This window comes from Vibrio sp. 10N.261.51.A3 (genome assembly GCF_041471965.1).
GTDB lineage: Bacteria > Pseudomonadota > Gammaproteobacteria > Enterobacterales > Vibrionaceae > Vibrio > Vibrio crassostreae_C.
Genome location: NZ_JBFRPK010000077.1, coordinates 26,920 through 50,934 on the forward strand (window position 1 = coordinate 26,920; position 24,015 = coordinate 50,934).

General features: G+C 43.6%; 21 protein-coding genes and 1 pseudogene. 10 read left to right on the top strand and 12 right to left on the bottom strand.

Annotated elements, in window-relative coordinates; all coding sequences use genetic code 11:
• Positions 1 to 372: 372 nt before the first annotated feature.
• Both AB4371_RS17915 and lamB read right to left on the bottom strand, forming a co-directional pair.
• On the bottom strand, positions 373 to 1,200 hold the full coding sequence (locus AB4371_RS17915) for a MalM family protein (RefSeq protein ID WP_372130449.1): 828 nt from the start codon (positions 1,198 to 1,200) through the stop codon (positions 373 to 375).
• Between the two features lie 163 nt (positions 1,201 to 1,363).
• On the bottom strand, positions 1,364 to 2,572 hold the full coding sequence (gene lamB / locus AB4371_RS17920; protein WP_050632789.1) for a maltoporin LamB: 1,209 nt from the start codon (positions 2,570 to 2,572) through the stop codon (positions 1,364 to 1,366).
• Between the two features lie 434 nt (positions 2,573 to 3,006).
• On the opposite strand from lamB, the gene glgX reads away from it, so the two are divergent.
• The 3 genes from glgX (at position 3,007) to AB4371_RS17935 (ending at position 7,835) form a co-directional block, all read left to right on the top strand.
• Positions 3,007 to 4,992 carry a glycogen debranching protein GlgX gene (glgX, locus tag AB4371_RS17925; RefSeq protein ID WP_372125831.1) on the top strand — a complete coding sequence of 662 codons (1,986 nt, stop codon included), beginning with the start codon at positions 3,007 to 3,009 and terminating at the stop codon, positions 4,990 to 4,992.
• A 240-nt stretch (positions 4,993 to 5,232) separates the two neighbouring features.
• The gene (locus tag AB4371_RS17930) at positions 5,233 to 6,975 is read left to right on the top strand and encodes a diguanylate cyclase (RefSeq protein ID WP_372150429.1); all 1,743 of its coding nucleotides are present in this window, start codon (positions 5,233 to 5,235) and stop codon (positions 6,973 to 6,975) included.
• Positions 6,976 to 7,106: 131 nt separating this feature from the next.
• Complete coding sequence (locus AB4371_RS17935) at positions 7,107 to 7,835, top strand: tRNA (adenine(22)-N(1))-methyltransferase TrmK (protein ID WP_017069730.1); 729 nt, start codon at positions 7,107 to 7,109, stop codon at positions 7,833 to 7,835.
• Between the two features lie 105 nt (positions 7,836 to 7,940).
• On the opposite strand, the gene AB4371_RS17940 is transcribed toward AB4371_RS17935, so the two are convergent.
• Positions 7,941 to 8,885 carry an acyltransferase gene (locus AB4371_RS17940; RefSeq protein WP_372150430.1) on the bottom strand — a complete coding sequence of 315 codons (945 nt, stop codon included), beginning with the start codon at positions 8,883 to 8,885 and terminating at the stop codon, positions 7,941 to 7,943.
• Positions 8,886 to 9,228: 343 nt separating this feature from the next.
• Between AB4371_RS17940 and AB4371_RS17945 the strand changes: the two genes are divergently transcribed.
• A complete protein-coding gene (locus AB4371_RS17945) occupies positions 9,229 to 10,029 on the top strand; it encodes a ferredoxin--NADP reductase (protein WP_372150431.1) in 801 nt (266 codons plus the stop codon).
• Positions 10,030 to 10,145: 116 nt separating this feature from the next.
• A pseudogene (locus AB4371_RS17950) lies at positions 10,146 to 10,391 on the top strand (2-hydroxyacid dehydrogenase); the annotation flags it as partial.
• Positions 10,392 to 10,511: 120 nt separating this feature from the next.
• Here AB4371_RS17950 and AB4371_RS17955 read toward each other — a convergent pair.
• The 3 genes from AB4371_RS17955 to AB4371_RS17965 form a co-directional block, all read right to left on the bottom strand.
• Entirely contained in the window at positions 10,512 to 11,384 is an 873-nt protein-coding gene (locus tag AB4371_RS17955) for a patatin family protein (protein WP_065583767.1), read from the bottom strand.
• 217 nt (positions 11,385 to 11,601) lie between these two features.
• Complete coding sequence (locus AB4371_RS17960) at positions 11,602 to 13,053, bottom strand: catalase (RefSeq protein WP_102398420.1); 1,452 nt, start codon at positions 13,051 to 13,053, stop codon at positions 11,602 to 11,604.
• 286 nt (positions 13,054 to 13,339) lie between these two features.
• Positions 13,340 to 14,542 carry a glycerate kinase gene (locus tag AB4371_RS17965; RefSeq protein WP_102398421.1) on the bottom strand — a complete coding sequence of 401 codons (1,203 nt, stop codon included), beginning with the start codon at positions 14,540 to 14,542 and terminating at the stop codon, positions 13,340 to 13,342.
• Between the two features lie 293 nt (positions 14,543 to 14,835).
• Here AB4371_RS17965 and AB4371_RS17970 point away from each other — a divergent pair, with 293 nt between their 5' ends.
• The gene (locus AB4371_RS17970) at positions 14,836 to 15,045 is read left to right on the top strand and encodes a hypothetical protein (protein ID WP_009845895.1); all 210 of its coding nucleotides are present in this window, start codon (positions 14,836 to 14,838) and stop codon (positions 15,043 to 15,045) included.
• A gap of 163 nt (positions 15,046 to 15,208) precedes the next feature.
• Here the strand turns inward: AB4371_RS17970 and AB4371_RS17975 are convergent, their stop codons facing one another.
• From AB4371_RS17975 to AB4371_RS18000, 6 genes are all read right to left on the bottom strand, one after another.
• Entirely contained in the window at positions 15,209 to 16,090 is an 882-nt protein-coding gene (locus tag AB4371_RS17975; protein ID WP_017065671.1) for an L-ribulose-5-phosphate 3-epimerase, read from the bottom strand.
• Positions 16,091 to 16,098: 8 nt separating this feature from the next.
• On the bottom strand, positions 16,099 to 16,746 hold the full coding sequence (locus tag AB4371_RS17980) for a 3-keto-L-gulonate-6-phosphate decarboxylase UlaD (protein WP_102394250.1): 648 nt from the start codon (positions 16,744 to 16,746) through the stop codon (positions 16,099 to 16,101).
• Positions 16,747 to 16,750: 4 nt separating this feature from the next.
• Entirely contained in the window at positions 16,751 to 17,572 is an 822-nt protein-coding gene (locus AB4371_RS17985; protein ID WP_017064002.1) for a pyridoxal phosphatase, read from the bottom strand.
• Between the two features lie 87 nt (positions 17,573 to 17,659).
• Positions 17,660 to 18,358, bottom strand: coding sequence for an L-ribulose-5-phosphate 4-epimerase (locus AB4371_RS17990; RefSeq protein ID WP_017064003.1), 699 nt, complete (start codon positions 18,356 to 18,358; stop codon positions 17,660 to 17,662).
• A gap of 10 nt (positions 18,359 to 18,368) precedes the next feature.
• A complete protein-coding gene (locus AB4371_RS17995) occupies positions 18,369 to 18,836 on the bottom strand; it encodes a PTS sugar transporter subunit IIA (protein WP_017092749.1) in 468 nt (155 codons plus the stop codon).
• A gap of 66 nt (positions 18,837 to 18,902) precedes the next feature.
• Positions 18,903 to 20,741 (bottom strand): PTS ascorbate-specific subunit IIBC, encoded by a 1,839-nt coding sequence (locus AB4371_RS18000; RefSeq protein WP_017060920.1) that lies wholly within the window; start codon positions 20,739 to 20,741, stop codon positions 18,903 to 18,905.
• A gap of 340 nt (positions 20,742 to 21,081) precedes the next feature.
• Between AB4371_RS18000 and ulaR the strand changes: the two genes are divergently transcribed.
• The 4 genes from ulaR (at position 21,082) to AB4371_RS18020 (ending at position 24,002) form a co-directional block, all read left to right on the top strand.
• Positions 21,082 to 21,837: an HTH-type transcriptional regulator UlaR gene (ulaR, locus tag AB4371_RS18005; protein WP_017064005.1), complete on the top strand. Its 756-nt coding sequence runs from the start codon at positions 21,082 to 21,084 to the stop codon at positions 21,835 to 21,837.
• Between the two features lie 120 nt (positions 21,838 to 21,957).
• Positions 21,958 to 23,025 (top strand): L-ascorbate 6-phosphate lactonase, encoded by a 1,068-nt coding sequence (ulaG, locus tag AB4371_RS18010; RefSeq protein WP_017060922.1) that lies wholly within the window; start codon positions 21,958 to 21,960, stop codon positions 23,023 to 23,025.
• Between the two features lie 68 nt (positions 23,026 to 23,093).
• On the top strand, positions 23,094 to 23,336 hold the full coding sequence (locus AB4371_RS18015) for a hypothetical protein (protein WP_017064006.1): 243 nt from the start codon (positions 23,094 to 23,096) through the stop codon (positions 23,334 to 23,336).
• A 204-nt stretch (positions 23,337 to 23,540) separates the two neighbouring features.
• A complete protein-coding gene (locus AB4371_RS18020; protein ID WP_372150432.1) occupies positions 23,541 to 24,002 on the top strand; it encodes a hypothetical protein in 462 nt (153 codons plus the stop codon).
• The last annotated feature ends 13 nt before the right edge of the window (positions 24,003 to 24,015 follow it).

Sequence of the window (24,015 nt, forward strand, 5' to 3'; positions counted from 1 at the left end):
CTTAGTTCTTAGTTCTTAGTAGAAAGTATAACGAGTGCATGTGAACATCTCATTCCAGTATACGTAAAATGTAGGAAACCAAGTTTAGGTCGGTAGATGAAATGGCGATTTGTCAAAGGAGTTCGTATTCAGCTATTTGAGAAAAGTAAAATAGACGAGAGTGTTTGTATTAGTAGTTAGAAAATCAAAACCATAAATAACGAATCACGCCCATTTATATTAACCATTGGTTATTATGTGTAAGTCTGTGGTTATTTAAATTCAAGTATTCGGTTAATATCAGCATGACTTTTAATTTACTACAGGAAATAAAAAAGGCTCCTAGTTAGGAGCCTTTTTCTTTATATCAATCGGTATTTACAAACTAGTTGATTACTTTTTATTGACGGCTTTTACAAATACTTCTTGTGCACCTTCAATACCAAGGGCTTTTGCTTCATCTAGTAGGCTCAGAGCTTTGGGAATATTATCTGCGTCTACTGCTGCTTGAATGGCATTATGGTAGTAAGTTTGTGTTTCTGGTTGAATTGTCTCAACCTTAGCTGCTGCCGCTGGTTTAGCGTTAGATTCACTGCTAGAGCCAAATGAGAAGAAGCTCACTTTATCGATTGTAACTTCTATTTTACCAACGTTAGCATTTGGAATCGGGATATCTTTCACTTCAGGTAAATAATTACCGCGGCCTTCCGCATCTAAACGTGCAGGGTGAATAACATCAGTAAAACCACCAAGACCTTCTTGATCTGTATAGATAACTAAATAAACTGATTTTGCTGTTGTCGGTGGGTAAAAATCGCTCTCAGCAACGAGACGGTTCCCCAAGTGTAGTCTTGGTTTAGCGTACTCGAAGCTCTCTTTACCGTAACGCTCTAGCTCAATACCGTTTTCGTCATAGATAACCGCATTAGGGACAAATGCAGTCTCACCGATAATGCTCGTGATATTAATCGAGTACTCACCGCGATCCGCTGGTAGCTCGATCGCTACTACAGGGCTGTTTATACCCTGATAGTTTAAAATTTGACTGTCTGGTGTTACATCGAAAATTGCCGAGCTTGGAAGCTTCATCGGGGCAAATTGAAGACCAGCAATAGAGTTAACTTGTTCAGCCTGTGCCACTTGCACTTGCTCAACCACTTGTGCAGATTGACAACCGACCAATGCAACACAGCCACTCAACATCAGAGCTTTAAAATACATAACCCTTCCTTTTTTTATTTTTTTAAGAAATTTACTAACTTTAATTACCACAAAGAGAACTATTCACCTAGGGAACGATCAACTTAATCGTACATTCCTTAAAAAAATAGCCGACGCAAGCCGGCTATGAATTAGGACAGTTTAGGATTTTAAGCTAAGTGGCTTACCACCAAGCTTCAACTTGGATACCAACAACGAAGTCGTTGTCTGCGCCTTGACCAGTAACAACACCGTTTTCATCTTTAACTTCACCGAATGAATCGTTTTCTAGATCCATCAAGTAGCTACCGTATACGCGGATTTCAGGACGAGCCCAGAAGCTGTCACCCATTGCCCACGCTTGAGCAACAGTAAATTTAGCGCCACCGAAGTCAACGTTATCTACTTCACCTGCGTTATAGCCAGCTTCGAAGATAGTACGCATTGTGTCGTTCCACTTATACATTGGACGAGCCACGATAGAGTATTGGCTTGAATCATGCTTATTAACACCGAGGTCTGAACCTGCTAAGTATGCAAGTTGGTGACCCATTTCCCATGATTCGCCTAGGTTCATTACACCCCAGTTAAGGATACGGTAGCCAAAACCATCGTTTTGATCACCAGAGCGATCATAGTATGCACCAGAACCCCAGAAGTTAGCCATTTGAACGCCGTAACCAGCAGTACCTAGCTGAACAACTGTTTGGTTAAAACCATTGCTCATATTTTGGTGGATAATACCTGTAGCAAGTAGGCCGTCATCACCATCGTATTTGCCATTCTTATTTTCAGTACTGAAGTTGTAAACAACGCCAAGCTCTAAACTAGCATCTTCCCATAGACCGATATTAGCTAGGCGAGCATCAGCCATGTAGCCAGCGCCGTTATCATCTTCGCCATCTTGAATAATTGCTAAAGAAAGCTTTTGGTTACCAACTGAAATGTTTTCGATACCACCACCAGTACCAGATGTATTTAGGAAGTAGAAGTCAGTAATGTGGATGTCTTTACGTTGGTAATATGTTTTACCAGCCCAAAGAGTCGCTTCTTCATCGAAAGATAGAACGCCTTTTGCTTTAACAGCGAACTGAGCAACGTTAAAGTCACCGTCTTCCCAACCATTCGCGCCATCAACACCAGAAGCAATCATTGACTCTAAACGCCAAGTTTGTTCACCAGTTTTTAGTTCTTCAGCCAAGCCAAACTCAGAGTAGTTGTCGTTTTCATTACCTAGACGGCCAATACCATTCTTCATGAATGAAACGTCACCACCATCATTTCCGCTAATACCAGTACCAGCACGCATGTAGCCATTAAAATCTACAGCGAACGCAGAGCCAGCAGCTAATGTAGTTGCCACTGCAGCAGCAATCAAACTTACTTTTTTCATTCTTAACTCCATTAAGGACGATTTATATTAGGTTTTTATATTTTTGCTCTCTTGCGGCAACCAAAGGCAGTAATGGTAGTCGTAAGATAGAGAGGTTTAGGGTTTCCCCTGATTCGTTTCAACGGGGTCAATATTAAGAGGGGATGACAAGTTTGACTTCCTCCACCCTGAACTAAATTAAGGGGGATGAGAAGGGAGTAGAAAATATACAGAACGGTGTTTTAAAGAGGTAGATCACTTAATCTAGGAGGAGTAGACAGCACACAGATCTAATTATTCACCTTAAGTGAGATCTACTTCAAATATATAATTTGAACTTCATCGATGAATTATTTTTTTAACCGTAATTATTCTGTGAAGTTGCTTGACCTTACTGTGACAAAGCTTTTTACTTATAGTTCACTGATGTCGATAAACGAACAAGAAATCAAGCAATGACTAGAACGCTCGCTCGCCCTTATCCGCTAGGCGCAACGCTAGGTAACACTGGCTGCAACTTCTCTATTTATTCTCCTGACTGTAAATCTCTTTCACTCGCTCTTTTTGACGAGAACGACGAATTCACCACTTATAAATTGGAAAATGAATACGCTGATATCAGATATGTCTTTATTGATGGTATTAAAGCGGGGCAAAAATACGGCTTCATTGCCGAAACGGACAATGGCCCTATCCTGCTTTCAGACCCGTATGCCAAAGCAATAAGCGAACCGCTCGATTACGTCACGCCATATACCAATGAAAAAAGCTTTGCTATGGCGAAATGTGTCGTTGTTGATGACACCTTCGATTGGCAAGATGTAGAAAAGCCACGCATTAGCCGCGAAGATACCGTTCTTTTTGAAACGCATGTAAAAGGTCTATCTCAACTGCACCCAGAAGTGGCTGCCAATACTAAAGGTCGTTACTTAGGGTTAGTGAGCCCTGAAATGCTTGCGTTCTACAAACAACAAAATATCAACTCGCTACAGCTTCTACCCGTTGCTGCGTGCATGCATGAACCTCATCTATTGGACATGGATAAAGTGAACTATTGGGGTTACAACCCATACTTGTTCATGGTGCCAGACCCACGCTACGCAGAAAAAGACGCTGTTAATGAACTCAAAACCGCCATTCGTGAACTTCACCGAAATGGCATCGAAGTCATTCTAGACGTGGTGTACAACCACACAGCAGAAGGTGGCGAAGGTGGTACAACCTTCAACCTCAAAGCGCTAGATAGCCGCTACTACATTAAACATGGCTGCCATTACGCGAACTTTACTGGTTGTGGTAACACCGTTGATCTCACCCACCAGCCAGCACTCAACTTAGTGATGGATACGCTTCGCTATTGGGTAAGTGAGTTCCAAGTCGACGGCTTCCGTTTTGATTTGGCTGCAACACTGGGGCGCGAAGGTGACAACTACAACCCTGAGGCTGCATTCTTTAAAGCTGTGGCTCAAGACCCTGTACTTAAAGAAACCAAGCTCATTGCAGAACCTTGGGACATCGGTCCGAATGGCTACCAAGTGGGTAATTTCCCGCTAGGCTGGAATGAGTGTAACGACAAACTACGAGACATCACACGTAGCTTCTGGCGTGGTGATCAAGGCTACCTAAAAGAGTTTGCGACTCGTTTGATGGGGTCACGTGACATCTACAGTGCTGCGCACTGGCCGTATAAATTAACCGTCAACTACATCACTTATCATGATGGTTTCACCATGCAGGATCTTGTTTCTTACAAGCATAAGCACAACGAAGAGAATGGTGAGAACAACCGCGATGGACACGGTGACAACCGTTCTGAAAACTACGGTGTTGAAGGTGAAACCGAAAACCTGTTAGTTATTGCGACACGTGAAAAGCAGAAACGAAACTTCATGGCGAGCCTGCTGTTTGCTTTTGGTATTCCTCATATTTTGACGGCCGATGTGTTATCTCATACTCAAAAAGGTAACAACAACGCTTACTGCCAAGATGGCGTGACCAGCTGGCTTAACTGGGAAGATTCAGAGCGCAAGACTTACTTCAAGACTTGGTTATCTGAAATGATCTCCGCTCGTCAGCAATACATGGTGCCGTTTATTAAAGCATTCAGTGGCGAAAAGCGTAACTCTAACCGCATCTTCTGGAGCCGCGTCGATGGCACACTTATGGAGCATGACGACTGGAACCGCTTAAGCTCAGTCGCTTTGCATTTAGGTATTGGTAAAGATGGCGACGAGTTAATTTATCTTATCAACCAAACCAATGCGCCAGCACGTTTCTCGTTACCGAATGACCGTGAACAAAACTGGGTAACCATCTGTGATACCAACTTGCGAAACGTTAAACCCGGTCATGCAGAAGGTGAAATGTTGTTGTCGCCAACTTCGATGGCAATTTTGCACTATTCGCCAGATCAGGCTGATTTGATTAAAGCAAAAGCTTAGTCAGCTTAATAAAACACCGAAAACCATAGAAGCCAGTTATATTTACAGCTGGCTTTTTTGTTAGCTGAATATCACAAAAATCATTCATCCATATGGAATCATTTGCATTGATGTGGTTAATGAAACTGTTTAGTATTGCCGTACTATAAAAATGAATCTATAACGTCTTTGGATATCATGGCTTTACCTAAAACATTAATTCGGCTTTTTAAACCATACATTATTTTATTAACTGGAGGGATGCTCTATCTTGCTATGACTCAGCTTGAAAAAGTAGAAACAGCAGCAACAGAACAATCATCATCAAACATTCGTATCGCAAGCTCTACCATTCGTTCCAACATCGAAGCCACATTCGGCAAACTCTATTTTTTAGAAACCAGTCTAGGCTTGCCTAAAACGGCTCCAATCGGTGATAAAAAATTCAGAGAATTGAGTGATAATATTCTAAGAAGAACACCAAATTTCTCCGATATCGTTCGATACCAACCTAACTCCCAACATTATGTCTCCACTCGTGGCCTTCCTCTTTCCAATGAACAAATCGCCACAATACAATGGCATTCAATAGACGGTGTTGTAGAAGATTTTTACATCTCTTCCGTTTACCAAAAAGCCGATGGACGATGGGTTTTCGCCGTTAAACACACTGCAGAAAAGCTCAACGAAGAAATATGGATTGAGTTTGATTTAATGCATACCACGCAAGGTTTAAGAGATTTAAAAACGCTTAATAATGGCTATGTATTTGTTGTAGACAGAGCAACAGAGCGACTGGTATTCCACCCGGATCCACAGCGTATCGGTTCTAAATCCATCAGCTTCCATGCAGGGATCAGCCACCAACTCTCACAAGGTGAAACCGTTGGTAAGCACGAATATTACTATCAAGATAACTTCAAAATATCGGTATTTGACGCAGACAACAGCTTAAATTGGGTGTTCATTGCGGGCACTGACCGCCATGACATCTTAACCAGCTCACATCAATTTACGTTGACGGGCTTAGTACTGGGCTCACTCCTGCTATTGTGGATTGGTGCCAACTATCTGGCTTATCGTTTGAACGTGTCCTTGTCGCAACTGAATAAAGTCGATGACCTTGTAAGCTTTAAGCGAGAGTTAAAATCCATACTGGATAGTTTCACCTACCAAAAAGGCATTCAATTCTGTCTCTATCAGCCTGAGAACCACGCATTCAGTACCATCGACTATCACGGAAACAAATCCACGGTACATTGTGACAAAGCCCTTGCAGAGCGATTTACACCGGACACTATGGCTTACCGAAGTGGTAAGTACGCCGATCCACTGGCGTGTAAACTCAAAATACACCAACGTCATTACTGTATTCCTTTGCACTCTCGTCAGCAGTTGATCGCAGTGTTGTACGTAAACGTAAACTTACCGATCAGCCAGAGTATTCTACGAATGATCCGTGATTACACTGAAGTCTCTTTGTCTAACTTACTGCTTCAACATCAATTGAGCAGCAAAGATCTGATGACGCAGTTAGACAATAAGAGCAGTTTCAGCATCGCCATCGAAAACTACGTGAGCGAGCCCGATACCTATGTCGCTCTGCTTGATATCGATAACTTCGACCACGTAAACCGAGCCTACGGTGAAGCGGTTGGCGACAAGATGATCAAGCTGACTGCAGAATCGATACGCAGTTACTTCCCCAAGCCAAAGGGACTTTGCTTGGCTCGTGTTGGAGGAAAGGAGTTCGCAGTATTATTCAAAGCCAATGATGTGAAAGATGCCAAATTCCAGCTAGACCAGTGCAGAGTCGCAATCGCGGAGAAAACCATCGCCACTCCAGATATCACCTTATCGCTAGGGGTTAGCGTGGGATACTCGCAAATAGAGGGTGAAACAGACTCAGCTTTAGCGCTGGCGGAACAAGCGAAACTTATCGCGCAACAACTTGGTAAGAACCGAGTGGAAGGCCATATCAGAGCCGTTGCCAAAGCATCGTAAACCTATACTTACATTTCTGTAGCCACTACAAAGCACCTAGGATTCATACCCTAGGTGCTTTTGTTTTTATGGAAAGTCATTACAATGCGCGTTCAACACGACAATACCCCTTTTCTAACGACACGAGCCTTATGAAGCTAAGTAACCGACTGCAAACTCTCCATTCCCTTGTCAGCAATGACTACCAACATATTTGGGACTGTTGTTGTGATCACGGCTTCTTGGGTGTTCAACTGTTGTCGGATAACAAAGCACCTCAGCTTCACTTTGTCGATATTGTCCCGTCTCTTATGAGCGATTTGGAAAGCAAACTTACGCGTTACTTTCCGCAAGGTGCAATAGCAGAACAGAAAGTGACTAGCCAATGGCAAGTCTACTGTATGGATGTCGCCGCTATCCCGCTTGAGAAACATACTGGCAAACACCTGGTGATTATTGCGGGCGTCGGTGGCGATCTTACTCAAAAGCTCGTCGATGATATTCATCGTCAACACCCAGACAAAGCGATCGATTTCTTGCTTTGTCCGGTGCATCAGCAATTCGAGTTGAGAAGCCATTTAAAGGCGATCCATTTTGGTCTTATCGATGAAGTGTTGATTGAAGAGAACCGTCGTTACTACGAGATTTTATTGGTGAGTAATAGTCGCGGTGATTCAGAAAAGAGCCAAACCGTTAGCGAGATATCAAACGTCGGTGACAAGATCTGGACACCAAGTTGTGATGAACAAGTGAAGGTATCACAGCAATACAAAGCCAAAACATTGCAGCACTACTTACGTATCCATCAAGGACAAGAGAAGCAAGGCAAACCTAGCCAAGTAAAGCATATTATTGATGCTTACCAGGCGGTTAAGCCATAGTAAGTACTAACTTAATGGTTTGAATATTAAGAAAGTCAAATTAATAAAAAAGCCGATAGTTCAATGAGCTATCGGCTTTATTAATGCTATCGATTCAGTTTTAGCTTACTGTTCTTGTTTCTTATAAGCCACATCAGGCTCGTCAACTGTCTCTACCTCAGAAGGCTTATCAACCCCATAAACCGTATCAAGGTAGACGTCTTTCTCTTTCCACGTGCTGTTCAACCAATTGTGGAAGCGACGTTTAAAAGCCTTATCTTCAAAGTAATTACCGTTCACGTTCTCATCCATTGGATGCAATTTAATACGCACAACGACCTTAGTCATTTTGCCCTTCAGCATATCTTCAAACGGAGAGGTTTGGTTTTCAGGGTAAGCTAAGGTCACATCCACGATGCCATCCAAAATTGGGCCCATTGCAGATAAAGTAAATGCCACGCCCCCAGTTTTCGGCTTCAATAAGTGGCGATAAGGGGTCTTTGCTGACGCCAGTTTCTCGTGGTTTGCACGAGTCCCTTCAACAAAATTAACCAATGTTGTCGGTGCTAATTTGAACTTAGTACACGCTTTATTGATTGCATTAAAATCATCATTACGGCGTTCTGGGTTGCGTAATAGGAACTCACGAGAGTGGCGTCTCATGAATGGCATATCTAAGCCCCAGCAGGCCAAGCCAACAAATGGTACGTACAACAATTCATGTTTCAAGAAGTACTTCGTCATCGGCATTTTGTCTTTTAGGATTGAAGACAAAATCACAATATCTGCCCAGCTTAGGTGGTTAGACATCATCAAATACCACTGCTTGGTCGAAATATCTTCCCCCCCTTCCACTTGCCATTCGATATCGTTATTGGCGTTCAACATCCATAAATTAAGAGAAGCCCAACACCAGAATGTGAAGTTAGCTAAGCGAGTGCATGATTTTTGAACAATAGAGATTGGAAGAATCAGTTTGATGAGGCCAAAGAAGCTCACGGTAAACGCAGTCATTGCGGTATTGATAGTCACGAACAATACGTTCAAAACCATACGAAGATTATCAAGCATAAAACACGGCTATATTGAGATCGAAAGCCGACATTATACTCATCTGTAAAATATTCTCTTTAGTAATTGGTTGAATACCCTGGGGGTCAAACCACTGTATCAATTTTGGTCTGTGTCCATAGAGCAACTCATCGTTCTTAATCACAAGGAATCACATCAAAAAACAATAAAGATGTCATTTAGACACAGTAAATACAAAGTCTATTTGACATCATTCAAGTTCATTTTCACCGAATTGTCAGTATTGATAAGCATTCTCACTAATGGCATGGTACATGCAACTCCAAAGTGTAAATAGTTGAGTATCCTTAATGAGATAACTTCTCTAAGTAAAGGTGATGATATGACAGATATTCCTCATGGTTTGGTAACTGGCAAAGTCTTACATAAAACACAATGGACAGATCAACTGTTCTCGCTCCAAGTCAGTGCTCCCGTCTCTCCCTATCAGGCGGGTCAGTTCACGAAACTTGGCTTGCTTAACAGAGAGGATGAGTTCGTAAGGCGAGCCTATTCAATGGTGAATGCGCCAGAGCACGAACAAGGTCATCAACATCTGGAATTTTTGATTATTAAGGATCAGAACGGTCAGCTTTCACCTCAACTTCATGAGTTGAAGATGGGCGATGACATCTTTGTCGGCAAAGACCCAAGTGGCTTTATGACCTTAGATGAGATCCCAGAGATCGCCGACGATCTATGGATGCTTTCAACCGGAACCGCGGTAGGCCCATTTATCTCAATACTTGAGAGCATGCAGATACAGCAAAATGAGTTGGCTTCAGACAAAGCCTCTTCATTCAAGAATCTGGTTCTAGTGCATGCTGTAAGAACAGAGCAAGACCTGACTTATCGAGATCGTATCACTCAACTCGTTAATCACTTTCAAGGGAGACTTAAATATGTGCCAATTATTTCTAGAGAATCAGTTACCGGAACTTTGCGCGGACGAATCCCAAATTTGTTACTTGGAGGCGACCTCGAGCAAGCCGCGTCTGTCGCTTTCAATCAAACCCGCAGTTTTTTCTACCTTTGCGGCAATCCGCAAATGGTTCGTGACACAAGCGAAGCGCTAACTAGCTTAGGTTTCGAAAAGCACTTACGCAGAAAACCCGGTCAATTCAGCAGTGAGAACTACTGGTAAATAACAACCGCCACTCGTTAGACAGAAGCACAACTTTCAAAGAACAGTTAGAGAAGAGGTTTTATATGAGTCATTTACGTATTCCGTCACACTGGAAAATTCAACGTTCCACACCCGAAAGTAAGATTGGCGCACTTGGTCTTGATGTGTATGACAACGAGAAAGAGCTGTTCTTCCAAGACAAATCAAACGACGTGATTGTCGATGATGTGTTCCGCCGTCTATCTGCTTGTCACAACGTGCTGTTCACAGGTCACCAAGCTTTCTTAACCAAAGATGCTCTGTTCAATATCGCGAACACAACACTCACCAGTGTTGATGCTTTCTTTGCTGGCAACACCAGCGGCAACGAACTCGTTTAATAACAGATTGAGTTAACAGCAGGCTGAGTTAAAAACAAACTAGGTCTACAGATACAAAGCCACGCTATTCTGAAGTGAACAGCGTGGCTTCGTCGTTTATTCAGTATTCTAAAACCGTTCCTAGACGCAGAAATGACAATCTTCAGTGTCTAAACCATAAACGCCTTTTCTAATAGCAAGGTGCTCTTCACCGGCTTTGACGCCCATCTCGTAACCTGTATTAAGAGTACTTTGATCCATAGTTAAACGCTTTACTGCGAACGCTTCTGGCGGCGCTATCACTTTAATGGTCGCATCTTTGGGTGGGTTACGAATGAACTCCAGAGACTGGTTGTAGTTTTCAGCACGCACCGCCATCGATTCAGCAATATTTGGGAATTTCTTTAATAGTTTCTTCAGCATCCATTGGTGCTTTTGAGGCTTCATTCGGTAGCTCAATGGGTGAGACAGAATCACGGTAATATCGCGTGCGCCACGGCGATATGCTTCACGAACCGGAATCGAATCGGCTACACCGCCATCGGTATAACAGCCACCAGAGAAACACGGAGTTTCACGGTAAGCGATAGGTAAAGCCGTTGTTGCTTCAACAACATTAGAAAGGTTTTCTGGCTTAATATGGTAGTAGTCTGCACTGCCCGTATCGACATTTGTGACAGCAGCAATGAGTGGGATACTTGAAAACAACTCACCACAATCGAGCGGATAACGTTGATTGGATTCGTTCCATAACCATTTAACATCTACCAAGTTACCGCCTTTGGCAAAGCGAGCAGGATTAAAGAAAGTTTTATCCGTCGCCATCGTGGTGATCACATCATAACTGCGTTTTGGTGCATGAGATAAGTAGCCAACCAGATTCGACACACCTGCAGATACGCCGATGGCAAAATCATAAGGACGGAAATCGTCTTGCATGAAGGCGTCTAAAACTCCAGCAGCAAAAATACCTCTCATTGCTCCACCTTCAACGATTAATGCGCTCTTATTCATCTCAAACTCCTCTACTTTCTAAACTGATAGTCGTAGAATAATCCCATCACTCTTACAAAGATAATGGGATAGATTTATCAATTCGATAGGTAAAAACTATCAATGTGGATTATTAAATTTTTCAATGATTTAGGGTTGCTTAATAAACAGCGAGATCAAAAAAGGCCGTTGAGTGATTCACTCAACGGCCTTTCAATTAACGAATCAAGATGATTGATTACGACTTAAATTCGCTCACGTCGATTTCAAGCAGTTTACCAATGCCTTCACCGTATGCAGGGTCAGCTTTGTAACAGTGTCTTAGGTGACGCAATTGAATCTCTTTTGGCACGCCGCCTAGGTTGCGAGCAGTGTTATCAAAAAGAATCGCTTGCTTCTCTGGTGTCATTAGGCGGAACAAGTCACCCGGTTGCGAGAAGTAATCTTCATCTTCGCGGTGATCCCAGTGTGCTGCTGCGCCATCTAGGTTCAGTGCTGGTTCAGCGAAATCTGGTTGCTCAGCCCATTGACCTTCGTTGTTTGGCTCATAACCTAATGTGCCACCGAAGTTACCATCGACACGCATCGCGCCATCACGGTGGTAGCTGTGTACTGGGCAACGAGGCGCATTCACTGGAATGTGCTGATGGTTTACACCCAAACGGTAACGTTGTGCATCACCGTAAGCAAACAGACGACCTTGCAGCATCTTGTCTGGCGAGAAGCTGATACCTGGAACTACGTTCGCTGGGTTGAATGCTGACTGCTCTACTTCTGCGAAGAAGTTTTGCGGGTTACGATTTAGCTCAAATTCGCCCACTTCGATCAACGGGTAATCTGCATGAGGCCAGATCTTAGTCAAATCGAACGGGTTGTATGGAACCTTCGCTGCATCCGCTTCTGGCATCACTTGTACTTTCAACGTCCATTTCGGGAAATCTTGGTTATCGATGCTGTCTAGCAAATCACGTTGGTGGCTTTCGCGATCATCACCGATCACTTGTGCCGCTTCTGCGTCAGACAAGTTCTTAATACCTTGCTGAGATTTGAAGTGGAATTTAACCCAGAAACGTTCGTTGTCAGCATTGATGAAGCTGAACGTGTGACTGCCGAAACCATGCATGTGGCGGTAAGTCGCAGGGATACCGCGATCACTCATCACGATAGTAATTTGGTGAAGTGCTTCAGGTAAAGAAGTCCAGAAATCCCAGTTGTTCTTCGCGCTACGCATGTTAGTGCGAGGGTCACGTTTAACGGCGTGGTTTAAGTCTGGGAACTTAAGAGGATCACGAAGGAAGAATACTGGCGTGTTGTTACCCACCATATCCCAGTTGCCTTCTTCAGTATAAAACTTCAACGCGAAACCGCGAATATCACGCTCCGCGTCCGCTGCGCCACGTTCGCCAGCTACCGTTGTAAATCGTGCAAACAGATCCGTCTTTTTACCGATTTCAGAGAATAGTTTAGCTTTGGTGTATTGAGTAATATCGTGAGTCACAGTGAAAGTGCCGTAAGCCCCTGAACCTTTCGCGTGCATACGACGCTCTGGAATCACCTCACGATCAAAATGCGCCATTTTTTCTAAAAACCAAACATCTTGAAGAAGTTGAGGACCGCGTTTACCCGCAGTTTGAACATTCTGGTTATGAGCAACAGGACAACCCGCAGCTGTAGTTAATTTTTTACTCATCATCTATTCCTTATTACCTTTTAGATGCACCATCTTTGTTGCATCTTTACTTCTGAATGGTGGCTATTCATCACACAAAACCACGCAGTAATTAAGGATATAGAATACGCCTGGGCTAAAGTAAAATATAATCGTTTGTATTTATCGTTATCATGGATAAAACCTATCAAATTAATGATCTAAATCATAATCATTCAATATTGACAATAATATTTACAATATAATAATCATGAACTTACAACACGCAGAAAACCAAAGCTAGGCGCAGCCTACCTCGTAGAAGCCACTATTTTTGAGATATTTTGTGACCTAACCGTAAAGTCGCTGCGATATTTCTTGCCGTTCTTGTTAAGTTAAGCTCCGCCTCTTGTAATACTTTTTCTAAAGTTTGTGGCGATCTTACAGTTCCAAACAAGCTGCTCATTTCGCCGTAAAGCGCTTCTACTTCGGTGCCTAAAGATCCGGCAATTCCTATGGTTGGAATGCCCTGTAAGCTCGCACGTTTGGCAATGCCATAAGGTGTTTTTCCTTGCAGAGTTTGATTGTCCATCTGCCCTTCACCGGTAATCACAAGGTCGGCACCTTTCAACACATCATCGGCTTGCAAAACGTCCAGTACCATCTCGATACCGGGTTTAATTTGCATGTTGAATAGCAAACCAAGTCCCATCGGCGAGCCACCAGCCGCACCATAACCCATACGCTTTTGAACGGATTCACCGCCGTCTACACAACCTTGCGTTTCTGCGACTTGAGCAAAATTCGCAAGCGCCTTATCAAGCATTAAGACTTGTTCAGGTGTCGCTCCTTTTTGCGGACCAAATACATGGCTGGCACCGTTATCCCCACACAATGGATTATCAACATCGCATGCCACAATCAACTCGACATCTGCATAGCGCGAATCCAAACCTGTAAGATCTATTGATGCTAATTCTGCAAGTGCAGCACCACCTCGGCCAAGCTCTTGTCCAGTACTATCTTGCCCTTTGCCATCTTGCCCTTTACTAACTAACAAGCGTCCACCTAACGCTTGAACAATACCTGCACCACCATCGTTGGTCGCACTGCCACCCAATCCTAAAATAATGCTCTCAGCACCTTGTTCAATGGCTTCTAAGATCAATTGCCCTGTACCAAATGAAGAAGCTATTAACGGGTTACGCTGTTCTGATTTAAGTAAATCCAAACCAGAGGCAGCGGCGATCTCAATTAAAGCCGTTTTCTTAGGATTCTGATCCGACGGTTCTAGCATTGCCCATTCTGCATTGACTGGTTGCCCTAACGGCCCTTCGACTTGGCTATGTCGCTTTTCACCAAAAAGCCCTTGGAGCAATACATCCACAGTCCCTTCACCACCATCAGCCAAAGGCAATGTTACGTATTCAGCGTCTGGGAAGATTTCACGAAAGCCCTTTTCAATACACGCCGCCACAGATACAGCCGATAGAGATTCTTTAAACGAGTCTGGTGCAATAACAATTTTCATACTGAGAGATCCAAAAGATTAGTAATTTTGATGAGTGCCCGATCCAAAAATGCCCCTATTGAAGATCAGCAAGCTAATCACTTAATAGGGGCAGTATATAAAGTAAATACTAAGCACATAACGTCACCCTCACATTGAGGTTATTGATACCCGCAATTTGTGAGTTAGATCTACTACTTACATATTGGAATCATAGATTGAGAGCATCGACCGAAATTTTAGGATAGGCAGAGTAGAGTTGCATAAATTGAAGATGGTATAGTCCACGAAAATCAAACATCTTGGACATCATCATGCATTCTAGCGACATCATCAAATTGGCAAATTTAGGCGTTAATATCGAAATTTCAAAAGACTCTTCATTGCATCCTTCTGATGCGTTGGAAGTGGTAAAGATTGTTGCTGAAATCGGTAGCCAAATCGTCATCAAAAAGAAGTACCACACAGACTACCTGATTCAGATGGCTGAAGTGGGCCGTGATCATGTGACTATTGCTGTTTAAGAACAGCCACTATTTCGAAATTGACATAACCTCAGCTTCAACAGTTTAGAGCGACATGTTGATATAAAAATGCAGCATATTGGGGGGCAATATGCTGCATTTTCTCTTTTCGTTAGGAGCACCGAGAACGCAAAGAGAAACTAGTTAATAATTCTAAGTAGAGTTAGTGGTCAAACAACATCGGAACACCCGTTTGCACACAAACATCATTCAGTCGTTTTTGTGCCGTAAGTATATTCTCTTTCCAACGTTCATCTTGAGCCCACATCTCAATCACGAGTGGTACGACGCACTCAGTCTCTTTCAACGTTTCAAAAATGGCATTAAAGTCGACTTCACCATCACCAATCACTAAGTCTCGAAATTGACCTTTGTATTCGTCAGTCACTTTATAAGTGTCTTTGAGGTGGATCTGAGTGATATGAGGCTTGCTCAACTTTAGTTCCGTCACTATGTCGTAATTCCAACCGGAGATATTACCCACATCTGGATACGCCGTGAAATACGGTGAATTGACTTCACGACTCAGCACTTCAAACTTGCTCAAAGAGTTCAAGTAATCGGTATCCATGATCTCCACAGCGAGCATAACGCCCGACCTTTCCGCCAACTGCGCAGAAAGCTTCATGCCTTCAATGAACCTCTGGTGAGTCACCTTATCCGCAGGCTCGTAGTAAACGTCATACCCAGCCAATTGGATGGTACGAATACCCAATTTGTAAGCGAGTGAGATCGCTTTTTCCATATGGATAGCCGCTTGTTCACGAATCACCGGATCTGCAGATCCAAATGGGAACTTGCGATGCGCGCTTAAACACATGGATTGCAGCGGTACACCATGCTTTTCACACAGGCGACGTAAGACATACACTTCATCGTCATTCCAATCCAAACGGCTACGGCGCTCGTCTGATTCATCTACCGATATCTCAAGAAAATCAAAGCCGAGCTCTTTGGTTGTTGCCAGTTTGTCTTCCCAGCTGAGTTCGTTAGGTAGGGCCTTCTCATAAAGCCCTACTCGGTGGCGTAATAAGTTTTGGTACATAACGCCTCCTAATTCCAGTAACGGTCGATCTGAGCTTTTAGTGCTTCTGCTGTTTCTTTACCTTTTTCACCCGCAAGTGCGCGACCTGCAATAAAGGTTTTCGCTTTAATGCCTTCAAATAGGTAAAGGTCTTCAGGCACGATGCCACCTGTGATAGAAAGCTCGATGCCCATTTCAGACAATGCACGCATCTTCACAAGATCTTCTTCAGTCCAGCCCACACCAGCTAATTCAGCGTCACGAGAACGGTGATAGATAGCTTGAGAGATACCTAGGTCGACCCAAGATTGAGCATCGTCCATTGTCCAATTGCCGTAAATTTCGATTTGTATTTCACCGTTAAATTCGTCAGCGACTTTCTTACACGCACCAATGGTTGCGATGTGTGCAGCCGCAGAAACGGTTATCCAATCAGCACCCGCTTCGAATGCCATTCGAGCCAAAATTGCGCCGCCATCGGTGGTTTTCATATCGCACACAAGGATATGGTCTGGGTGGTTTTTACGAAGGGTAGAAACCGCTGTCATCCCTTCAGAAAAAGCCAAAATAGTGCCCACTTCAATCACATCAACAAAGCTTTCAACGTTGTTTGCCACTTCAATTGCGGCAGGAAGATTTGTTTGGTCTAGGGCGATCTGAATCATTGGTTTAGTCATGTTGTTATCCTTTAATTTGTTCACGTATTAGACGGGCTAAGCCATCATGGTTGTTATCTGTTGAGCACACGCGTTGAACGTGTGATTTGACGATGTCATCAGCATTGAGCATCGCTACACCGAATCCGGCGTACTTAATCATGGATATGTCGTTGTGGTTATCACCGACGGCAATGACGTCATCGGCGTGATAACCGAGTTCTGCGATGTATTCTGCAAGGCGTAGGCCCTTACTGTTACCTTTTGCAGCAAAGTCGATTCGGTTTGACCAAGAACGCTCACCGTTGAAGTTCTCTCCTATCCATGGGTGTTGCATCAAACGGTCGACGGAATCTTGGCTCCCCTCTACCACAAACTTCCAAACGTGTTCAGCTTGTTGAGCTGTTTCTATGAATGATTCCACTTGGTAAATTTGTGGGCGATGTTGCTCTGGTGCCGTTTCAGCCCAGCTTTCCAATGCCAACATGTAGGCAAATGGGTTGTACTGTGAGTACGTCATGGCATGAGTTATATACATCACCATCTTGAGCTGAAACTCGTCAGCCATGTTAATGAAAGTAAGTGCCTTATCTTTCTCTATGGCGTTTTGAGTCAATACCGTTTCAGTTTGATAGTCATAAACATAAGTGCCGTTACAGCAGATGATTGGAGTATCTAGCCCCAATTCGTAATAGTAAGGTCGTGCTGCTGTGTGGTGTCGGCCAGTAACAATCATGACGTGACAACTTTGTTTGGCTTCTTGAATCGCCTTTTTTACTTCTGGATGAATCGTGTGATCATCCTTTAACACGGTTCCATCGAGATCTAACGCCAGCACTTTATACATAGAGTCCTCTACTTATTCCCTGAAGTCGGGCCTAATCAATATTGAAGCTACTTCGAATAGAAACGACTTACTTAAACGAAATCCGATTTACTGTTGGCCGTAATAAGCATTTTCACCGTGCTTACGTAAGTAGTGTTTGTCGGATAGTTCTGGCTGAATTTTGATGCCGCTATTCAAGGTGCGCGTTGCCAACGCCATTGCCGACACTTCTTCTAATACCACCGCGTTATGAACGGCGTCGTTGGCATCTTTGCCCCAAGAGAACGGCGCATGTCCTGCAACAATCACACTTGGAACGGCCATTGGATCGATTCGACGTTGCTTGAACTCTTCAATAATCACCAAGCCAGTATTTTTCTCGTACTCTTCAGAAATTTCAGAGTGAGACAATCGACGTGTACATGGGATGTCACCGTAGAAATAATCAGCGTGAGTGGTGCCTAAGGCTGGGATGTCGATACCAGCTTGTGCCCAAATGGTGGCACTGCGTGAATGCGTGTGAACAATGCCACTCACTTCAGGGAAAGCTTTATAGAGCTCTAAGTGCGTTGCGGTATCGCTTGAAGGATTGAGTTTCCCTTCAACAACCTTGCCTTCGAGATCGACGACCACCATGTCTTCAGCCGTCATATCACTGTATTCGACACCTGATGGTTTAATCGCTATCACTCCGTTAACACGGTCAAACTCAGAGACATTACCCCAAGTAAATGTCACCAAACCGTATTTCGGAAGTTGCAAATTGGCTTCTAAAACACGTTGTTTCAATTGGCTATATTTAGACATCGTTGCCTCCTTACGCCGCTTCCGCTTGAAGCAATGCAGCATCAATTAAACGCGCCACTTCTTCTGGGCTTTTGCACGCGCGAAGTTTTGAGAAGTCTTCATCGAATTCAATCAAGTTCGCCACTTGCATGGTGCCTTCGATGTGCTCTTCTGAGTCCTTACCCGCTAGTGTTATCAGCACATCTACAGGCTCATCAACACCTTCAAACGTAATTGGCGTTTCAAGCACGGTTAGCGCAAACCCAGTACGAATAACACCGTCTTCAGGGCGGCAATGTGGCAGTGCGAACGCATCGTGAATACAGATATAAGGGCCTTCTTCACCAATCGCTTTGGTAATCGCGTCGTAGTAACGCTCTTCAGCCACGCCCGCTTTTACCAATGCGTCAGTCCCAAGCTTGATCGCCGCTTTCCAGTCGGTTGCTTTTGCATTCAGTAGGATAGAGTTATTCTTGATAAGAGATTCTTTTAAGTTCATGTTATTGCTCACTTATATAATTGTTTTTATTGGCTCAGCAGTGCGACACCACTGAGCCGTTTTTAATTATTTATGGAAGTTGTTCTCGATGATGGAAACAAGCTCGTCGCCGAAAGTTTTCACCATAATCATGTTCTTAACCGCTAACTGTTGCTTACCTTCCGGCAGACCCGTGATCTTCGCTGCAAGAGCAACCGAAGTAACGATGATGTCGAATGAACCAAGGTGTGATTTGTAATCAGTGATGGCGCTGTTAAAGGTCGAGCTTGGGATGCCTTTCTTGTCCAAATACTCTTTGATTTTCTTAGAGCACATCATTGAAGAACCTTGTCCTGAGCCACAGCACACTAAGACACGAACCGGTTTCTGGTCAGCGGCTGGTGAGATTCGAGTTTCTGATGTTGTAGAAGCTGCCGTTGTTGAAACAGATGGTGCTTCAGCGGTTGCTGTCGATTGTTGTGGAACCGCGACTTCAACCTCAATACCTTCAGGCGTTACTGCGGTCATTGTTTCAGCAGCAGCTTCTGCGTCTTCTTCAGCTCGTAGTTGCTTAGAAGCGAAGTACATGTAGATGCCAGCCAAAGCCAAAATCACAAAGAAGAACATGCTAGAGCTTGAGATACCTTGCATGATTGGTGGGAATACCAGAGCCCAGTCAGCCATGCCCATCCAGCCATTAAACTCAGTACCTGATTGAGCGAAGATATGGATTGCCCACGCAGAGCCAACCACTTCGATGATGCCCATCACGAAACAGATCTTCATCACCGCTTTCCAGCCACCAAAGTGGTTAGCAAACACACCGATAGTGGCGTTCGAGAAGAACATTGGGATAAAGCCAGGAATGATCATGATTGGTGCGTCAAACGCTAGCATTGCAAGAACAGCGGTGAATTGACCCACTGCGCCCCACATGAAACCAAATACCATTGCGTTAGGAGAGTAGGCGTAAATAGCCGCACAATCGATTGCTAAAACAGCGTTAGGAATAAGGCGTTGAGAAATACCGTTAAATGCCTCGGACAGTTCCGCAACGAACATGCGAACACCAGTAACGATGACTTGAATGGCAACAGCAAATTTCAAACCAGTTTCAAAAATGTAGATAAACCAGTGCGTTTTACCTGCCATGTCCTGAAGGTTATCAAGACCGAACGAAAGAAGAATAATGCCGAAGAAGCCAGTCATTACTAACGTTGTTGCAGCGATACTGTCGTGGAAAATGTGTAACCACTTAGGCAGTTTGATGTGGTCAACACTGTCGTTCTTGTCGCCAAGCTTCGGTGCAACCTTGGTGGCTACCCATGAAGCAAACTGTTGTTGGTGACCAATCGAGAAACCCGCACCACCAGTGACTTCTTGAGTCGGCTTGAACATGATGTTTGAGGAGATACCCCAGTACAACGCCATCAATATTGCTGAATAAATAATGGTTTCCCACATACCTGCACCAAGCACGAAGTAGAAAACAGCAATGAGGCCAGCTTGCTGGAACATGATATGCCCAGTCAGCATGATGGTTCTGATACCCGTAATACGTCGGAAGGCAACAAGTAGAATGTTTAGCCCAAGAGCCAGTAATACTGCATACCCAACCCAAGAGTAGTTGTCGCCCATGGTTTCCATGGTGGACATCATGGAGGTGTACGGGTCGATTACCGATCCCGTTAATCCATGTATTTCACTCATTTTTTCAATAACCGGTTTAAAACCCGCTACCAATGTTCCTGCACCTACCTGCACTATCATGAAACCAACGATGGTTTTAATAGAGCCGGAGATAACAGTTGTTGCGTCACGTTTTAGAAGGATGTAGCCGAGACAAGTAACAAGACCGAGTAGCAACGGTGCTTTGGTCATTACCTGACTGTAAAAAATATAGAAAATATCGTATAAGAATTCCATATCTTTACCCCTGATTAATTTTTAATTTTAATGGTTTGTAGGATGTGATGATGTCTAGTTTTGCTCACGAACTAGACTTTACCAATCAAAAGTAATCATTCAATGCTCACTTGTGATTACTTTGATTTATATCAATTAACCACACCCAGAATGTGCTTAATTGAGCTTTAGATCACACGTAAAAATTATAAATACAATGAAATCAACCACTTATAAAACATTGTGATTAATGTCTGGTTTTTATAGCGATGTGGTTTGACAATCATGATGGTGATTATTAGAATCAAAACAAATCAAAAGTAATCATTAAATTGTCACAACGACAAAAAGAGTGATAAATATGAATGAAGTACAAAGACATAACGGCATCTTGTCGCTGTTAGAAGATATGCAGACAATCAACGTCTCTCATATTATTGATAAATTTAGCGTTTCTCCTGCTACTGCTAGGCGCGATATCGCTAAGTTAGATGAAGTTGGCCGACTTAGAAAAATTCGAAATGGTGCGGAACGAGTAGAAACTCAGAAGAGAAAGTGGTCACCACTGAATATCAACAGCACTGAGTTCTATGAAGAGAAATCAGAGATTGCTCAAGCAGCTGCAGGGCTTTGTCAGGCTGGCGATACAGTCGTGATCAACTGTGGTTCGACGGCTTTCCTACTCGGTCAGCAATTATGTGGCGATGACGTTCAAATCGTAACGAACTACTTTCCACTCGCAAGCTACTTGATCAACGAAGATCATGACGATGTCATCATCATTGGTGGTCAATACAACAAAGCGCAGAACATCTTTCTAAACCCTGCCCCTAATTCATTAGGCGGCTATGCGGGAAACTGGATGTTCACCTCAGGTAAAGGCTTAACCGATGCCGGGCTGTACAAAGCCGACATGTTAACGGCCGTAGCCGAACAACAAATGCTCGAACAGGTCGATAAGCTTGTCGTCGTGGTCGATAGCTCAAAAGTTGGACAACGTACCGGAATGCTCTTTTGCAGCACCAAGCAAATAGACATTGTCATCACCGGTAAAGACGCCAATCCCGAAGTCGTAAAACTGATTGAAGCTCAAGGGACGCAAGTCATCCTAGTTTAAATCGCAGGGCTAACTAGCCCACCAATAATAATAAATTTAGCTCAGTGCCTTAATCCAAATTAAGGCGCTCGGCTCCCTACATCCAAAATTAATCAAATTATTGAAATAAAAGGTATTATCATGAGCAATGTAAACGAAATCACTCGCGAGTCTTGGATCCTAAATACATTCCCTGAGTGGGGCACATGGTTAAATGAAGAGATTGAACAAACAGTTGTGCAACCGGGTACGTTTTCTATGTGGTGGCTGGGTTGTACAGGTATTTGGCTAAAATCAGAAGAAGGTGCAAACCTATCAATGGACTTCTGGTGTGGTACTGGTAAAAAAACACAAGCCGTTCAAAAAATGAAAAACCAGCACCAAATGATGCGTATGGGCGGTGTGGAAGCACTTCAACCAAACCTACGTACCGCGATCTTCCCATTGGACCCTTTCGCTATCAAAGAGATCGATGCAGTTATGGCATCTCATGACCACGGCGACCACATTGATATCAACGTTGCAGCGGCAGTTCTACAAAACTGCGGCGACCACGTTAAATTCATTGGCCCTAAAGCGTGTGTTGATTTATGGATGAAATGGGGTGTGCCAGAAGATCGGTGTGTTATTGCTAAAGTTGGCGACGAGATCAAAATCAAAGACGTGAACATCAAGGTTCTTGACGCATTCGACCGTACAGCTCTAGTGACACTTCCTGAAGGAACATCTTCCCTAGACAAAGAAATTCTAGACGGAATGGACGACCGTGCAGTGAACTACCTAGTAGAAACAACAGGCGGTTCAGTTTACCACTCTGGTGATTCTCACTACTCAAACTACTATGCTAAACACGGTAATGACCACAAGATCGACGTTGCACTGCTTTCTTACGGTGAGAACCCACGTGGCGTAACAGACAAAATGACATCTTCAGACATTCTTCGTGCTGCTGAGTCTTTGAACTGTGAAGTAGTTGTTCCGTTCCACCACGACATTTGGGCTAACTTCCAAAATGACCCGCGTGAAATCGAAATGCTGTGGAACATGAAGAAAGAACGTCTTCAATACGGCTTCGCACCTTTCTTCTGGCAAGTTGGTGGTAAATACACATACCCAACAGATAAAGGCCGCATGCACTACCAGCACTTCCGTGGCTTTGCAGACATCTTCACAAATGATCCAGAACTGCCATACCGCGCATTCTTGTAAACATTAAGAAAAGCACTAACTAGGGAGCAATGCGCTCCCTTTTTTTATCATCGAATAAGGATGTTGATATGGTATTACGTGAGTTCAAAAAACATTTCAGTCGTGGCGACCTGAAAGCAGCAATTGGTGTCGTGTCCCCTGGAGCTAATGGTTATTACTTAATGGTCAAAAGTCATAAGTGGGGAGTAAACAGCTTTCTTGAATCCGACAGAAAAATGCAACCCAGGGTATTCAAGACTCAACAAGCTTTGTTGAACGCCGCTAAAGCAATCGGTTTTTCCTACCACTCGATTGATATCCAACATTTATAATCAAGATGATTAGATATTGGGTTGATTCTGCTATCGGTGTCGCTTCGTAAAATAACCAAACATTCAGAGCCTGAATACCACCACTCCAAAATCATCTGTTTATCTACTCGATAAAAATAATTCTTACAATTAAGCGTTTATATTGATTAATAATATTGGCGGCGGGCGGCATAATAGCCGCGAATCCTTTTAACGAGTTTGGTTATGTTCTACAAGCGTCTTTTGGTATTGGCTTTACCGCTTACTTTTGTGTTTCCCACCCATGCTGAAACGTTTGGTGAGCGAATGGCGCGTATCGAACAAGAAAATGTACTGGCGAAAACCATGAGTGAAGAACAAGTTGAATTGATACAAAAAGTCGTACAGACCAATCACTGCGCTAAAGTGGCGTTAACCCACCACCAACGTATTTTGGGCCAATATAAGGTTGAGACATCTTCTTCTGAGTTATTCGTAAAATGGCGTCAACTCGGTAAGCAGTTAGACGCTCAATACGAGATGGATTACCCCGGCTACCCTAAGCACGCTTTTCAAGAATATCCTGCGGCTTCAGGCAAAGTCGATGGCTACCTTTTTGCTCTAATCGACAATGGTTTAAACGAGCAATCGTGGATCGCCAAAGAATTTAAGCAGTGTAAAAAGAATAAACTCATATCCCGAACCTAAGCTCAAGTCTGCT

Coding starts and splice junctions, on each gene's coding strand:
- AB4371_RS17935 (WP_017069730.1), top strand. CDS start 7,107: ATGAAGCTAAGTAACCGACTGCAAACTCTCCATTCCCTTGTCAGCAAT.
- AB4371_RS17915 (WP_372130449.1), bottom strand. CDS start 1,200: ATGTATTTTAAAGCTCTGATGTTGAGTGGCTGTGTTGCATTGGTCGGT.
- AB4371_RS17955 (WP_065583767.1), bottom strand. CDS start 11,384: ATGAATAAGAGCGCATTAATCGTTGAAGGTGGAGCAATGAGAGGTATT.
- lamB (WP_050632789.1), bottom strand. CDS start 2,572: ATGAAAAAAGTAAGTTTGATTGCTGCTGCAGTGGCAACTACATTAGCT.
- AB4371_RS17945 (WP_372150431.1), top strand. CDS start 9,229: ATGACAGATATTCCTCATGGTTTGGTAACTGGCAAAGTCTTACATAAA.
- AB4371_RS17990 (WP_017064003.1), bottom strand. CDS start 18,358: ATGTCTAAATATAGCCAATTGAAACAACGTGTTTTAGAAGCCAATTTG.
- AB4371_RS17975 (WP_017065671.1), bottom strand. CDS start 16,090: ATGTACCAAAACTTATTACGCCACCGAGTAGGGCTTTATGAGAAGGCC.
- AB4371_RS17960 (WP_102398420.1), bottom strand. CDS start 13,053: ATGAGTAAAAAATTAACTACAGCTGCGGGTTGTCCTGTTGCTCATAAC.
- AB4371_RS18020 (WP_372150432.1), top strand. CDS start 23,541: ATGTTCTACAAGCGTCTTTTGGTATTGGCTTTACCGCTTACTTTTGTG.
- glgX (WP_372125831.1), top strand. CDS start 3,007: ATGACTAGAACGCTCGCTCGCCCTTATCCGCTAGGCGCAACGCTAGGT.
- AB4371_RS17985 (WP_017064002.1), bottom strand. CDS start 17,572: ATGTATAAAGTGCTGGCGTTAGATCTCGATGGAACCGTGTTAAAGGAT.
- AB4371_RS17930 (WP_372150429.1), top strand. CDS start 5,233: ATGCTCTATCTTGCTATGACTCAGCTTGAAAAAGTAGAAACAGCAGCA.
- AB4371_RS17970 (WP_009845895.1), top strand. CDS start 14,836: ATGCATTCTAGCGACATCATCAAATTGGCAAATTTAGGCGTTAATATC.
- AB4371_RS17995 (WP_017092749.1), bottom strand. CDS start 18,836: ATGAACTTAAAAGAATCTCTTATCAAGAATAACTCTATCCTACTGAAT.
- AB4371_RS18000 (WP_017060920.1), bottom strand. CDS start 20,741: ATGGAATTCTTATACGATATTTTCTATATTTTTTACAGTCAGGTAATG.
- AB4371_RS18015 (WP_017064006.1), top strand. CDS start 23,094: ATGGTATTACGTGAGTTCAAAAAACATTTCAGTCGTGGCGACCTGAAA.
- AB4371_RS17940 (WP_372150430.1), bottom strand. CDS start 8,885: ATGCTTGATAATCTTCGTATGGTTTTGAACGTATTGTTCGTGACTATC.
- AB4371_RS17965 (WP_102398421.1), bottom strand. CDS start 14,542: ATGAAAATTGTTATTGCACCAGACTCGTTTAAAGAATCTCTATCGGCT.
- ulaG (WP_017060922.1), top strand. CDS start 21,958: ATGAGCAATGTAAACGAAATCACTCGCGAGTCTTGGATCCTAAATACA.
- AB4371_RS17980 (WP_102394250.1), bottom strand. CDS start 16,746: ATGACTAAACCAATGATTCAGATCGCCCTAGACCAAACAAATCTTCCT.
- ulaR (WP_017064005.1), top strand. CDS start 21,082: ATGAATGAAGTACAAAGACATAACGGCATCTTGTCGCTGTTAGAAGAT.